The organism is Streptomyces sp. NPDC088766, from assembly GCF_044750845.1.
GTDB lineage: Bacteria > Actinomycetota > Actinomycetes > Streptomycetales > Streptomycetaceae > Streptomyces.
The window spans coordinates 69,137-83,061 of the sequence record NZ_JBIVKQ010000013.1; the positions used below are offsets into that span (position 1 = coordinate 69,137).

Below are 13,925 nucleotides of genomic sequence, written 5' to 3' on the forward strand. Positions count from 1 at the left end.
GCAACGGTAGAGCGCGGGGGAGCGGGACCGCGGGCCGGGGAACGGCGCGAGCAGCCACAAACCCGCACGCACGCGTCCAACAGACCGCATCCCCGAGTGATTAGGGGCCCTCTCCCACCCCTGGGCATGACCCCCGGCGCGTTGCCCACCCCTCCCCGCGCGACCCCAAAACGCGTCCAGTAGGGTTTGGTCCGCATAAACATCCAAACCCCTGCCCGACGCAGGGCGGCGACCTACCAGCGAGAAGGCCGCAGCCGACCGCGCGGGCGAGACTCTCGGGAAGGCGCTACGTGAGTCCCAACGGCTCCGACCGCTCGCCGCGGCGCCCGATGCGGCGGAAGCTGCTGCAGGCACTGACCGCGGGCCTGGTCCTTGCGACCGCAACCGGTTGCACATACGAGGACTTCCCCCGCCTTGGTATGCCCACCCCGACCACGGAAGAGGCTCCGCGGATCCTCTCCCTGTGGCAGGGCTCATGGGCTGCCGCGCTGGCCACCGGCGTGCTGGTGTGGGGCCTGATCCTGTGGAGTGCTTTCTTCCACCGGCGCAGCCGCACCAAGGTCGAGGTACCTCCGCAGACCCGGTACAACATGCCCATCGAGGCCCTGTACACGGTGGTCCCGATCATCATCGTCTCGGTCCTCTTCTACTTCACCGCCCGCGACGAATCGAAGCTGCTCAGCCTCGACAAGAAGCCCGACGTCACGGTCAACGTGGTCGGCTTCCAGTGGAGCTGGTGCTTCAACTACATCGAGAGCGTCGACGGTTCCACCGGTGACGCGAAGTCCGACAAGAACCTGGCCGCGATCCCGGACCGGTACAAGAAGGACTTCCCGGCCGACGCGGGCGGTGTCTACACCTGCGGCACCCCCGGTGAGCGGAACCCGCAGACCGACAACCCCGGCCCGACCCTCTGGCTCCCCGAGGGCAAGACGGTCCGCTTCGTCCTCACCTCGCGTGACGTCATCCACTCCTTCTGGGTGGTGCCGTTCCTGATGAAGCAGGACGTCATCCCGGGCCACACCAACGCCTTCCAGGTGACCCCCAACAAGCAGGGCACCTTCCTGGGCAAGTGCGCCGAGCTGTGCGGCGTCGACCACTCCCGGATGCTGTTCAACGTGAAGGTCGTCTCCCCCGAGCGCTACGAGCAGCACCTGAAGGACCTCGCCAAGAAGGGGCAGACCGGTTACGTTCCGGCCGGCATCGAGCAGACGAGCCCCGAGAAGAACCGGGAGTCGAACATCCTGTGAGCATCCTCAACGAACCCCAGGGTGCCGCCGCAGCAGGGTCCTACTATGAGGACGAGCTGCCGGTCCGGCGCCAGCGCCGTGGCGAAGTCGCCGTCAAGTGGCTCACCACGACGGACCACAAGACGATCGGCACGCTGTACCTCGTGACGTCGTTCGCGTTCTTCTGCATCGGCGGCGTGATGGCGCTCTTCATGCGCGCCGAGCTGGCCCGTCCGGGCCTGCAGTTCATGTCGAACGAGCAGTTCAACCAGGCGTTCACGATGCACGGCACGATCATGCTGCTGATGTTCGCGACGCCGCTGTTCGCCGGCTTCGCGAACTGGATCATGCCGCTCCAGATCGGTGCCCCCGACGTCGCCTTCCCGCGGCTGAACATGTTCGCCTACTGGCTGTACCTGTTCGGCTCGCTGATCGCCGTGGGCGGCTTCCTCACCCCCTCGGGTGCGGCCGACTTCGGCTGGTTCGCCTACTCCCCGCTCTCGGACGCGGTCCGCAGCCCGGGCATCGGCGCCGACATGTGGATCATGGGCCTGGCCTTCTCCGGCTTCGGCACGATCCTCGGCTCGGTCAACTTCATCACCACGATCATCTGCATGCGCGCCCCGGGCATGACCATGTTCCGCATGCCGATCTTCACCTGGAACGTCCTGCTGACCGGTGTCCTGGTCCTGCTGGCCTTCCCGGTCCTCGCGGCAGCGCTGTTCGCCCTGGAGGCGGACCGCAAGTTCGGCGCCCACATCTTCGACGCCTCCAACGGCGGCGCGTTGCTGTGGCAACACCTCTTCTGGTTCTTCGGCCATCCAGAGGTGTACATCATCGCCCTGCCGTTCTTCGGGATCATCTCCGAAGTGATCCCCGTGTTCTCCCGCAAGCCGATGTTCGGCTACATGGGCCTGATCGCCGCGACCATCTCGATCGCCGGTCTGTCCGTGACCGTGTGGGCGCACCACATGTACGTCACCGGTGGCGTCCTGCTCCCGTTCTTCTCCTTCATGACGTTCCTCATCGCCGTCCCGACGGGCGTGAAGTTCTTCAACTGGATCGGAACGATGTGGAAGGGGTCACTGAGTTTCGAGACCCCGATGCTGTGGGCGACCGGCTTCCTGATCACCTTCACCTTCGGTGGTCTGACCGGTGTCATCCTGGCCTCGCCGCCGATGGACTTCCACGTCTCGGACTCGTACTTCGTGGTGGCGCACTTCCACTACGTCGTCTTCGGCACCGTCGTCTTCGCGATGTTCTCCGGCTTCCACTTCTGGTGGCCGAAGATGACCGGCAAGATGCTCGACGAGCGCCTCGGCAAGATCACCTTCTGGACGCTGTTCGTCGGCTTCCACGGCACGTTCCTGGTCCAGCACTGGCTGGGCGCCGAGGGCATGCCGCGCCGTTACGCGGACTATCTGGCCGCCGACGGCTTCACCGCCCTGAACACGATCTCGACGATCAGCTCGTTCGTGCTCGGCCTGTCCGTCCTGCCGTTCTTCTACAACGTGTGGAAGACCGCCAAGTACGGCAAGCCGGTCCAGGTCGACGACCCGTGGGGCTACGGCCGCTCCCTGGAGTGGGCGACCTCCTGCCCGCCGCCGCGGCACAACTTCCTCACCCTGCCGCGGATCCGCAGTGAATCCCCGGCGTTCGACCTGCACCACCCGGAGATCGCAGCGCTCGAGCAGCTGGAGCACGCCGGTCACGGCGCCGCCGCCGTCGCGGGCAGCAAGGAGGCCGGCAAGTGAAGATCCAGGGCAAGATGTTCATCTGGCTGAGCGTCTTCCTGCTCGTCATGGCGACCGTCTACGGCGTCTGGTCCAAGGAGCCGGCCGGTACGACGGCCCTCTTCCTGGCCTTCGGCCTGTCCATCATGGTCGGCTTCTACCTGGGCTTCACCGCCAAGCGGGTCGACACCGGTGCCCAGGACAACAAGGAGGCGGACGTCGCGGACGACGCCGGCGAGCTGGGCTTCTTCAGCCCGCACAGCTGGCAGCCGCTCTCCCTGGCCATCGGCGGCGCCCTCGCCTTCCTGGGGGTCGCGGTCGGCTGGTGGCTGCTCTACTTCTCCGCCCCGCTGATCCTCATCGGCCTGTGGGGCTGGGTCTTCGAGTACTACCGCGGCGAGAACCGCACCCAGTAGCACGCGCCGTGCGCGACAGAGCCCGGACACTCCGCAAGGAGCGTCCGGGCTCCTGCTTTTGCCGTAATCGGTATCGCCCGTCCGTGTCACCCGGCGTGCCGTGTTTGACGCTGCTCCCTAGCGTGGAGCCATGAGCCACGAACCCCGCCCCCGCACCGTCGCCGGCTGCACGCTGTTGGTGACCGCCCTGGTCGCGGGCGCAACCGCCTGCGGCTCGGACGGCAACCCGCTGGCCTCACGCCCGTACGACGCGACGGACCGGATCTCGTTCAACGTCCCCCGCGGCGACGCCGAGAAGGCCGACCCGGACAAGCCCCTGGAGATCAGGGCGGAGGACTCCGACGAGCGGATCACCGACGTCACCGCCCTGGACGCCACAGGCCGCTACGTGGCGGGCGAACTCGCCGCCGACGGCCGTCGCTGGCACAGCACCGAGCCGCTCGCCGCGGGCGCCCACTACACGGTCCGGGTGAGCACCGAGGACGAGGACGGCGCCCCCGGCCGCCGGGTCCTCACCTTCGACACCGGCAGGCCCACCGCCAAGAAGCGGCTGACCGTCACCTTCGGTCCCGGCACGGGCACCTACGGCGTCGGCCGGCCCGTCACCGCCGAACTGAGCCGGCCGATCAAGGACCCCGCCCAGCGGGCCGTCGTGGAACGCGCCCTGAAGGTCGACGCCAAGCCCGCCGTGCAGGGGGCCTGGCACTGGGTGGACGACAAGACGCTGCACTACCGCCCGAAGGACTACTGGCCCGCCCACGCCACCGTCCGCGTCCGCAGCACCCTGGACGGCATCAAGGTCGGCGACCGGCTCTGGGGCGGGAAGTCGAAGGGGGTCACCCTCACCATCGGCGACCGCGTCATCGCCGTCACCGACGCCTCCGCGCACTCCCTCACGCTGTACCGCAACGGTGAGGAGGTGAAGGAGATTCCCGTCACCACCGGAAAGCCCGGCTTCGAGACCCGCAACGGCGTCAAGGTCGTCCTGGGCAAGGAGTACTTCGTACGCATGCGCGGCACCAGCATCGGCATCGCCGAGGGCTCCTCGGAGTCGTACGACCTGCCCGTGTACTACGCCACCCGCGTCACCTGGAGCGGCGAGTACGTCCACGCCGCCCCCTGGTCCGTCGGCTCCCAGGGCTCCGCCAACGTCAGCCACGGCTGCGTGGGCATGAGCACCGCGAACGCCGAGTGGTTCTTCGAGAACGTCCGCGAGGGCGACATCGTCCAGGTCGTCAACAGCGACGGCGACACGATGGAGACCTTCGGCAACGGCTTCGGCGACTGGAACCTGGACTGGAAGAAGTGGCGCGAGGGCAGCGCCCTGACAGCCGGCAAGCAGAAGCCCCAGGAGGACACCTCGAGGCTTTGGCCGACGGCCGTCTAGCACGTCCCGCGGGGCCGCGGGCCTCCGCGGCCCCGCGGGACGCGCCCGGCCCCGACGGCCCGCGGGTGCCCGCGCGCGCCGGCGTCTCAGGCTCCGGCGAGGCCCTCGGACGCGCCCACGAGGCTCCGGCGGCGCAGCAGGGCCGCCAGGGCCTCCGCGAACTCCACGGGGTCCACCGGCAGCGTCACGGCCGCGTCGGCCCGGCTCCAGGTCGCCAGCCACGCGTCCTGCGGCCGCCCGATGAGCAGCAGCACCGGCGGGCAGCGGAACACCTCGTCCTTGATCTGCCGGCACAGCCCCATGCCGCCCATGGGAACGGCCTCGCCGTCCAGCACGCACACGTCGATCCCGCCCCGGTCCAGCTCCGTCAGCACGGCGGCGGGCGTCGCGCACTCCAGGAACTCGACCAGGGGCGCGTCCGGGGCCGGCCGCCGGCCGGCGGCCAGCCGCACCTGCTCCCTGGTGTTGGCGTCGTCGCTGTAGACCAGCACCGTGGCGGTCGCCTGCATGGTTCCTCCGCGTCATTGGAGTGGAACTTCGGGGTACCGATGGGGCGGATGCTACTCCCCCGCACACCTCGTCAACACCTGTTGGAACATGCCTGCGATGGGCCATACGGGCAGTACACGAGGTGCGAACACTCCGAACGGCACCCCCCGGAGTGAGGGCGGGATAAGCGACCGACATAATGTCGGTCGTGGCGACAGCAACGACAGTAGACACCGGGCACGCGCACCCGTCGGTCAATCGGCCGAACCTCACCAGCGTCGGAACCATCATCTGGCTGAGTTCCGAGCTGATGTTCTTCGCGGCCCTCTTCGCGATGTACTTCACCCTGCGATCGGTGACGGGTCCCGATCACTGGAAGGAAATGGCGCACGCGCTGAACCTTCCGTTCTCGGCGACGAACACCACGATCCTGGTGCTCTCCTCCCTCACCTGCCAGCTCGGCGTCTTCGCCGCCGAGCGCGGTGACGTGAAGAAGCTCAGAATGTGGTTCATCGTCACCTTCGTGATGGGTGCGATCTTCATCGGCGGTCAGGTGTACGAGTACACCGAGCTGGTCAAGAAGGACGGGCTCTCGCTCTCCTCCGACCCGTACGGCTCGGCGTTCTACCTGACCACCGGGTTCCACGGCCTGCACGTGACGGGTGGCCTCATCGCCTTCCTGTTCGTCCTCGGCCGCACCTACGCGGCGAAGAGGTTCACCCACGAACAGGCGACCGCGGCCATCGTCGTGTCCTACTACTGGCACTTCGTCGATGTCGTCTGGATCGGCCTCTTCGCCACGATCTACCTGATCAAGTAGCCGGGCCCGATCCCGCACCCGTCCCAGAAGCATCGACGCAGAAGATCCTGACACCGGGGTAATCCGTGAAAAAGCTCTCCGCACGACGACGCCATCCGATGGCGGCGCTCGTCGTCCTACTCCTCGCGCTGGCATGCACCGGGGGGCTGTACGCCGCGTTCGCACCCGCGAGCAAGGCGCAGGCAGACGAAACCGCACAGTCCCTCGCCATCGACGAGGGCAAGAAGCTCTACGCCGTCGGCTGCGCCAGCTGCCACGGCACCGGCGGTCAGGGCACCTCCGACGGTCCGAGCCTGGTCGGCGTGGGCGCCGCGGCCGTCGACTTCCAGGTCGCCACCGGCCGGATGCCGGCCGCGACCTCCCAGGGCGCCCAGGTGCCCAAGAAGAAGAACATCTACACGCAGGCCGAGATCGACCAGCTCGCCGCGTACATCGCCTCGCTCGGCGCCGGCCCGGCCGTCCCCACCGAGGCCCAGTACGGGCCCGAGGGCGCGGACATCGCCAAGGGTGGTGAGCTGTTCCGCACCAACTGCGCTCAGTGCCACAACTTCACCGGCAAGGGCGGCGCCCTGACCCGGGGCAAGTACGCGCCTTCGCTGGAGGGCGTGGACCCGAAGCACATCTACGAGGCCATGCAGACCGGCCCGCAGAACATGCCCTCCTTCCCCGACACCACCCTGTCGGAGCAGAACAAGAAGGACATCATCGCGTACCTGGACGCGGTCAACAGCTCCGACACGGAGAGCCCCGGCGGCCTTGAGCTGGGCGGCCTCGGGCCGGTCAGCGAGGGCCTCTTCGGCTGGATCTTCGGTCTCGGCGGTCTGATCGCCGTCGCCGTGTGGGTCGCCGCCCGGACCGCAAAGGCCAAGAAGTCATGAGTAGCCAAGACATCCCAGAAGAGAACCTGCCCGCTGAGCAGGACCACGTCCACGGAGCCGTGGGCGTCGCGGACGAGAAGCACCCGTTCGCCGACCCCGGCCTGCCGCCGCACGAGCACCGCGTGCAGGACATCGACGAGCGGGCCGCCAAGCGGTCCGAGCGTGCGGTCGCCTTCCTGTTCACGCTGTCGATGCTGGCCACCGTCGGCTTCATCGCCTCCTACGTGGCGATCCCGCACGACAAGTCGGTCTTCATCTTCCCGCTCGGCCACATCAGCGCGCTGAACTTCGCGCTCGGTCTGACGCTCGGCGCGGCCCTGTTCTGCATCGGCGCGGGCGCGGTCCACTGGGCCCGCACCCTGATGTCCGACGTGGAGATCGCCGACGAGCGGCACCCGATCGAGGCGGCGCCCGAGGTCAAGGCCAAGGTCATGGCCGACTTCCGGGACGGCGCCAGGGAGTCCGCGCTGGGCCGCCGCAAGCTGATCCGCAACACGATGTTCGGTGCGCTGGCCCTGTTCCCGCTCTCCGGTGTCGTCCTGCTGCGCGACCTCGGTCCGCTGCCCGAGGACAAGCTGCGGCACACGCTGTGGGCCAAGGGCAAGCTGCTCGTCAACATGAACACCAACGAGCCGCTGCGTCCCTCGGACGTCGCCGTCGGTTCCCTCACCTTCGCCAAGCCGGAAGGCCTGGAGGAGGAGGACCACGACTTCCAGACCGAGATCGCCAAGGCCGCCCTGATGATCGTCCGCATCCAGCCGGACAACATCAAGGACAAGCGCGAGCTCGAGTGGTCGCACGAGGGCATCGTGGCGTACTCGAAGATCTGCACCCACGTGGGTTGCCCGATCTCCCTGTACGAGCAGCAGACGCACCACGTGCTGTGCCCCTGCCACCAGTCCACCTTCGACCTGTCCGACGGTGCCCGAGTGATCTTCGGTCCCGCCGGTCACGCCCTGCCGCAGCTGCGCATCGGCGTGAACGACGAGGGCTATCTCGAGGCGCTCGGCGACTTCGAAGAGCCCGTCGGTCCTGCCTTCTGGGAGCGCGGATGAGCAACAAGGACGACCGCCGCAAGGCACCCGCGGGCGAGCGGGTCGCCGACTGGGCCGACGGCCGCCTGGGGATCTACTCCCTGGCCAAGGCCAACATGCGCAAGATCTTCCCGGACCACTGGTCCTTCATGCTCGGTGAGATCTGCCTCTACAGCTTCATCATCATCATCCTCACGGGTGTGTACCTGACGCTGTTCTTCCACCCGTCGATGAACGAGGTGGAGTACCACGGCAGCTACGTCCCGCTGCAGGGCCAGCTGATGTCCGAGGCCTTCAACTCGACCATGCACATCTCCTTCGACGTGCGCGGTGGTCTGCTCATCCGGCAGATCCACCACTGGGCCGCGGTCATCTTCCTCGCCGGCATGTTCGTGCACATGATGCGCGTCTTCTTCACGGGCGCCTTCCGCAAGCCGCGCGAGATCAACTGGCTGTTCGGCTTCCTGCTGTTCGTCCTGGGCATGTTCACCGGTTTCACCGGCTACTCGCTCCCGGACGACCTGCTCTCCGGCACCGGTGTCCGCTTCACGCAGGGCGCGATCCTGTCCGTGCCGATCGTCGGCACGTACATCTCGATGTTCCTGTTCGGCGGGGAGTTCCCGGGCGGCGACTTCGTCGCGCGGTTCTACTCGATCCACATCCTGCTGCTGCCGGGCATCATGCTCGGGCTCGTGGTCGGCCACCTGATCCTGGTCTTCTACCACAAGCACACCCAGTTCGCGGGTCCCGGACGCACCAACAAGAACGTCGTCGGCATGCCGCTGCTGCCGGTCTACATGGCCAAGGCCGGAGGCTTCTTCTTCCTGGTCTTCGGTGCCATCGCGGCCATGGCCGGCATCGCGACCATCAACCCGATCTGGGTGCTGGGCCCCTACCGTCCGGACCAGGTGTCCACCGGCGCCCAGCCCGACTGGTACATGGGCTTCGCCGAGGGCCTGATCCGCGCGATGCCGGGCTGGGAGATCAACTTCTGGGGCCACACGCTGGTCATGGGCGTGTTCGTCCCGCTGGTGCTGTTCGGTCTGTTCCTCGGTGTGATCGCCATGTACCCGTTCATCGAGTCCTGGGTCACCGGCGACAAGCGCGAGCACCACATCCTGGACCGGCCGCGCAACGCCCCGACCCGTACGGCCTTCGGTGTCGCCTGGGTCACCGGCTACCTGATCATGCTGGTCGGTGGTGGCAACGACATCATCGCCACCCACTTCCACCTGTCGATCAACGCGGTCACCTGGTTCGTCCGGATCGGCTTCTTCGCCGGACCGGTCATCGCCTTCGTGATCACCAAGCGGATCTGCCTCGGCCTCCAGCGCCGCGACAAGGACAAGGTGCTGCACGGTCGCGAGACCGGCACCATCAAGCGCCTGCCGCACGGTGAGTTCATCGAGGTGCACGAGCCGCTCAGCCAGGAGGCGCTCTACACGCTCACCGCGCACGAGCAGTACAAGCCCGCCGAGATCGGCCCGACGGTCGACGAGAACGGCGTCGAGCGCAAGGTGAACCGTGCCGAGAAGGTCCGCGTCAAGCTGAGCAACGCGTACTACGGCGAGGAGAGCCAGATCGCCAAGCCGACCGTCGAGGAGTACAAGGAGATCACGAGCGGCCACGGCCACCACTGATCGCTGCGTCGCCACGCACCCCAGAAGGGCCCCGTCCGGTGTACGGACGGGGCCCTTCGCCCTGTCCGCGGCTGGATAGGGTGGAACCGTCGAGACGCGCGTCCCGTGGAGCGGGACCACACTGATCCAGGAGCGGCTTATGAGCGCTGTGACCCCCGCCGGAGGCGACACCGCGGCGGCCCGTTCCTGGCCCGAGGTGCTGAACGCCCTGCTGTCCGGCCGCGACCTGAGCGCCGACGCCACGGCATGGGCGATGGACCGCATCATGCGCGGCGAGGCCACCGACGCGCAGATCGCCGGCTTCGTGGTGGCGCTGCGCGCCAAGGGCGAGACCGTCGAGGAGATCAACGGACTCGTCCGCGCGATGTACGAGCACGCGAACGTCATCGAGGTGCCCGGCCCGGCGGTCGACATCGTCGGCACGGGCGGCGACGGCGCGAAGACGGTCAACATCTCCACGATGTCCTCGATCGTCGTCGCCGGCACGGGCGTCAAGGTCGTCAAGCACGGCAACCGGGCCGCGTCCTCCGCCTCCGGTGCCTCGGACGTCCTGGAGAAGCTCGGTGTCCGCCTCGACCTGACCCCGCGGCGGGTGGCCGAGGTCGCCGAGGAGGCGGGCATCACCTTCTGCTTCGCCGTCAAGTTCCACCCGGCGCTGCGTCACGCGGGTGCCGCGCGCGGCCAGCTGGGCATCCGCACGGTGTTCAACGTCCTCGGCCCGCTGACCAACCCGGCCAGGGTCCGGGCCCAGGCGGTCGGTGTGGCGGACCTGCGCATGGCGCCGATCGTCGCCGGTGTCTTCGCCGAACGCGGCCACTCCTCGCTGGTGTTCCGCGGCGACGACGGCCTCGACGAGCTGACGACGACCTCCACCTCCCGGGTCTGGGTCGTGCGGGAGGGCAAGGTGACCGAGGAGTCCTTCGACCCGCGCGACGTCGGCCTCGACCTCGTTCCCGTCGAGGCCCTGCGGGGTGCCGACGCCTCCTACAACGCCGAGGTGGCGCGCAGGCTGCTGGACGGCGGGACGGGCCCCGTCCGCGACGCCGTCCTGCTGAACTCGGCGGCCGCCCTGGTCGCCCTGGAGCCGACCGGGGCACCGCTCGCCGAGCAGCTCCGCGCCGGTATGGCCAGGGCCGCGGAGTCCCTCGACTCGGGGGCGGCGAAGCGGACGCTGGAGCGCTGGGCGGCGGCCACCCACGCCTGAGCCGGGACAACGGCCGGCGAGGCGCGGTCCCGGCCCCTGGTGTCTCAGGAAATGGACCGCGCCTTGCGCGCCGGTGATCGTGTGGCAGGATGCCGTACCAGGTCATGAGTGACAGTCATGAGGCCCCGGCCGACTGTCCGGCAACCCTCCGTCCGTGGCGGGGTGCCCCGGGTGAAGACCAGGCTGTGGACACAAAGGTCCACGGCAAGCGCGGACCCCTCGTCACACCAGGGGTCCTGGTCGTCGAGGAGCCTTCCGTGAGCAAGCGAATGCGATAGGGCCGCAGAGCCCCGCCTCCGCATCCCTCCTTCACCTTTTCCCGCGCTCGAGCCCCAGGGCCTCTCGTGCGGATCATGCCGGGCCCGCGGGCCCCGCTCCCTGATCCGGCCTGATCCGAACGGAAGAACCCGGCCGCTCGCGTGGTGAATCCCTCTGCCTCTCACGGGAGTTCCGTCATGTCCGTCTCCACCGCTGCCGTCGCCCCGACCGTTTGCGCCCCCCTGCCCGTTCTGGGACGGGATGTCACCGTCCCGCTCGTCACCGGCGGCGAGGTCGGCTACGCGGCCCTGGACTACGCCGCCAGCGCGCCCGCCCTCCAGCGTGTCTGGGACGACGTGGCCGCCTACGCCCCCTACTACGGCAGCGTCCACCGCGGCGCCGGACACCTCTCCCAGCTCTCCACCGACCTCTTCGAGAACGCCCGCCGCACGGTCGCCGACTTCCTCGACTGCCGGCCCGACGACCAGCTCGTCTTCACCCGCTCCACCACCGACTCCCTCAACCTCCTCGCCGCCGCCCTTCCCGCCGACTGCCAGGTCTTCGTCTTCGAGACCGAGCACCACGCCGCGCTGCTGCCCTGGAAGAACGCCCGGGTCACCTGCCTCGACGCCCCCCGCACCCCGCGGCAGGCCGTGGCCGCCCTGGAGCGGGCCCTCGCCGACCGGGAACCGCACGGCCCGGCCCTGGTCTGCGTCACCGGCGCCTCCAACGTCACCGGCGAGCTGTGGCCCGTGCGCGAGCTGGCCGCCGCGGCCCACGCCCACGGTGCCCGGATCGTCCTGGACGCCGCCCAGCTCGCCCCCCACCACCCGGTGTCCGTCCGCGACCTCGACGTCGACTGGGTCGCCTTCTCCGGCCACAAGCTGTACGCCCCCTTCGGCTCCGGCGTGCTGGCCGGCCGCGCCGACTGGCTGCGGGCGGCCGAGCCGTACCTCGCCGGTGGCGGCGCCAGCCGCAAGGTGACCCGGCGCGCGGACGGGGGAGTGGAGGTGGAGTGGCACGAGAGCGCCGCCCGGCACGAGGCCGGCTCCCCGAACGTCATCGGGGCCTACGCCGTCGCCTCCGCCTGCAAGGCGCTCACCGAGGCGGGCTTCGACACCCTGGTGGCCCGCGAGCAGTACCTCGTGGAGAAGGTCCGCACCGGCCTCGCGGAGGTCCCCGAGGTGCGGATCCTGTCCCTCTTCGGCGACGACGCGCCGCGGGTCGGCGTGATCTCCTTCGTCGTGGACGGCTGGAACAGCTCCCACCTCGCCGCCGCGCTCTCCGCCGAGTACGGCATCGGCGTCCGCGACGGCCTCTTCTGCGCCCACCCCCTGGTGCGCACCCTCCTCGGCGGTGCCCCCCACAGCCAGGGCGAGTGCGGCGCCCCCGAGGCGGCCCCCGGCGAGAAGTCCCTCAACGCGATCCGCGTGAGCTTCGGCGCGGGCACCCCCGACGAGCACGTCGACCGCTTCGTGGCGGCGGTGCGGGAACTGGTGACCGAGGGTGCGAAGTGGCGCTACCGCACGGAGGGCGGCCGCTGCGTCCCGGCGGTGTAGACGGGCCCCGCCCGCCGCGGGCGGTGCGCCGGACGGTCAGGAGTCCAGCCCGATGGCGAACGCGGCCTCGAGGTCGTGCTGCGAGTAGGTGCGGAACGCCACGTGCGTGTCCGTCGCCTCCACGCCCGGAATCTTGCTGATCCGCCCCGGGATCACCTCGGCGAGGTCCTCGTGCTGCCGCACCCGCACCATGGCGATCAGGTCGTAGGTGCCGGTCACGGAGAACACCTCGCTCACGGACTCCAGCGAAGCGATCGACTCCGCGATCTCGGGGATCCGGTCCACGCTGGTCTTGATGAGGACGATCGCGGTGATCACGGCTGGTTCTCTCCCTCGGGGGCCGGAGCTGGGCTGCTGCTCACTCTAGTGCCGCGGCAGGCGACGTTCGCCCCGTCGCGACGCCCTGCACGCTCTCTCGCCGCACCGGCCGAAAGCCCGGGTGCATTCCGTACGAGGGCTTCCGGCCGGCACGCCGGGAGCACGCACCGGACGCCGCTCCTTCACGGGCGGACGCCGCCTGCCGCGGCACGGGTGGGCCGGGTGAACCGGGCCCACGCGTAGCCGAAGCCCAGCCCGAAGCCCACCAGGTGCGCCAGGTACGCCACGCCCGGCCCCGGTCCGGCCCGCCCCGCCGCCACCCACTGCAGCGCCGCCCAGAAGGGCAGCACGACCCAGGCCGGGAAGCGCAGCGGCAGGAAGAAGAGGAACGGCAGGAGACTGGTGACGCGGGCCCGGGGGAACAGGTACAGGAATGCGCCGAGAACCGCCGAGATCGCCCCGGAGGCGCCGACCAGGGACTGCCCCGAGCCGGCGTTGGCGGCGGCGTACCCCAGCAGTGCCAGGGCGCCGCAGCCGAGGTAGAAGAGCGTGAACTCGACGCGGCCCATCCGGTGCTCGGTCATCGCCCCGAAGACGTAGAGGAAGAGCATGTTGCCCAGCAGGTGCACCCAGCTGCCGTGGACGAACAGGGCCGTGAAGGGGGTGAGGGCGGACCGCGGCAAGCCGTCGAACACGTCCGCGGGGATCACGCCCCACCGGCGGAAGTAGGCGCGCTGCGCGAGCGCCGCCTCCTCGCCGGTGCCGTACACCGGGTCGAGGCCCGAGGCCGGGCCGATCACGAAGATCAGGCAGCACAGGGCCATCAGTGCGTACGTCACGGGCGCCACGGGGTGCCGGACGGCTCGGCCCAGGGGCCCGCTCCAGTCGCTGATCATGGCTACAGAGCATGACGCAACGGGGCGTACCGGGCCGTACCGCCTCGCCGCCGTGGACGGACGG

At 69.3% G+C, this 13,925-nt stretch carries 13 protein-coding genes and 1 riboswitch; of the genes, 10 read left to right on the forward strand and 3 right to left on the reverse strand.

Going from position 1 to position 13,925, the window contains the following annotated elements; genetic code table 11:
* Positions 1-290: 290 nt before the first annotated feature.
* The 4 genes from coxB to ACIP5W_RS19535 all read left to right on the forward strand — a co-directional run bounded on the left by coxB (position 291) and on the right by ACIP5W_RS19535 (position 4,765).
* Entirely contained in the window at positions 291-1,250 is a 960-nt protein-coding gene (coxB, locus tag ACIP5W_RS19520; protein WP_401474644.1) for a cytochrome c oxidase subunit II, read from the forward strand.
* Positions 1,247-2,983 (forward strand): cytochrome c oxidase subunit I, encoded by a 1,737-nt coding sequence (gene ctaD / locus ACIP5W_RS19525; RefSeq protein WP_401474647.1) that lies wholly within the window; start codon positions 1,247-1,249, stop codon positions 2,981-2,983. Before coxB ends, ctaD begins: the two co-directional genes overlap by 4 nt.
* Positions 2,980-3,378: a cytochrome c oxidase subunit 4 gene (locus ACIP5W_RS19530; protein WP_363087165.1), complete on the forward strand. Its 399-nt coding sequence runs from the start codon at positions 2,980-2,982 to the stop codon at positions 3,376-3,378. Before ctaD ends, ACIP5W_RS19530 begins: the two co-directional genes overlap by 4 nt.
* Positions 3,379-3,508: 130 nt before the next feature.
* Positions 3,509-4,765, forward strand: a complete 1,257-nt coding sequence (locus tag ACIP5W_RS19535; RefSeq protein WP_401474651.1) for an Ig-like domain-containing protein — start codon at positions 3,509-3,511, stop codon at positions 4,763-4,765.
* A gap of 86 nt (positions 4,766-4,851) precedes the next feature.
* Here the strand turns inward: ACIP5W_RS19535 and ACIP5W_RS19540 are convergent, their stop codons facing one another.
* On the reverse strand, positions 4,852-5,274 hold the full coding sequence (locus ACIP5W_RS19540) for a hypothetical protein (protein ID WP_401474654.1): 423 nt from the start codon (positions 5,272-5,274) through the stop codon (positions 4,852-4,854).
* 179 nt (positions 5,275-5,453) lie between these two features.
* Here ACIP5W_RS19540 and ACIP5W_RS19545 point away from each other — a divergent pair, with 179 nt between their 5' ends.
* The 6 genes from ACIP5W_RS19545 to ACIP5W_RS19570 all read left to right on the forward strand — a co-directional run bounded on the left by ACIP5W_RS19545 (position 5,454) and on the right by ACIP5W_RS19570 (position 12,647).
* The gene (locus tag ACIP5W_RS19545) at positions 5,454-6,074 is read left to right on the forward strand and encodes a heme-copper oxidase subunit III (RefSeq protein WP_366062195.1); all 621 of its coding nucleotides are present in this window, start codon (positions 5,454-5,456) and stop codon (positions 6,072-6,074) included.
* Positions 6,075-6,139: 65 nt separating this feature from the next.
* Entirely contained in the window at positions 6,140-6,952 is an 813-nt protein-coding gene (locus ACIP5W_RS19550) for a c-type cytochrome (protein WP_401474657.1), read from the forward strand.
* Positions 6,949-8,007, forward strand: coding sequence for a Rieske 2Fe-2S domain-containing protein (locus ACIP5W_RS19555; protein WP_401474660.1), 1,059 nt, complete (start codon positions 6,949-6,951; stop codon positions 8,005-8,007). Before ACIP5W_RS19550 ends, ACIP5W_RS19555 begins: the two co-directional genes overlap by 4 nt.
* A complete protein-coding gene (locus ACIP5W_RS19560; protein WP_401474663.1) occupies positions 8,004-9,626 on the forward strand; it encodes a cytochrome bc complex cytochrome b subunit in 1,623 nt (540 codons plus the stop codon). Before ACIP5W_RS19555 ends, ACIP5W_RS19560 begins: the two co-directional genes overlap by 4 nt.
* A 139-nt stretch (positions 9,627-9,765) precedes the next feature.
* Positions 9,766-10,830 (forward strand): anthranilate phosphoribosyltransferase, encoded by a 1,065-nt coding sequence (trpD, locus tag ACIP5W_RS19565; RefSeq protein WP_401474666.1) that lies wholly within the window; start codon positions 9,766-9,768, stop codon positions 10,828-10,830.
* 100 nt (positions 10,831-10,930) lie between these two features.
* Positions 10,931-11,047: riboswitch (SAM riboswitch) on the forward strand.
* 238 nt (positions 11,048-11,285) lie between these two features.
* On the forward strand, positions 11,286-12,647 hold the full coding sequence (locus ACIP5W_RS19570; protein WP_401474669.1) for an aminotransferase class V-fold PLP-dependent enzyme: 1,362 nt from the start codon (positions 11,286-11,288) through the stop codon (positions 12,645-12,647).
* Positions 12,648-12,683: 36 nt separating this feature from the next.
* Here the strand turns inward: ACIP5W_RS19570 and ACIP5W_RS19575 are convergent, their stop codons facing one another.
* Together ACIP5W_RS19575 and ACIP5W_RS19580 are read right to left on the reverse strand one after the other, a co-directional pair.
* On the reverse strand, positions 12,684-12,965 hold the full coding sequence (locus tag ACIP5W_RS19575) for an Lrp/AsnC family transcriptional regulator (RefSeq protein ID WP_367323768.1): 282 nt from the start codon (positions 12,963-12,965) through the stop codon (positions 12,684-12,686).
* Between the two features lie 182 nt (positions 12,966-13,147).
* The gene (locus ACIP5W_RS19580; RefSeq protein WP_401474672.1) at positions 13,148-13,861 is read right to left on the reverse strand and encodes a rhomboid family intramembrane serine protease; all 714 of its coding nucleotides are present in this window, start codon (positions 13,859-13,861) and stop codon (positions 13,148-13,150) included.
* Positions 13,862-13,925: the final 64 nt, after the last annotated feature.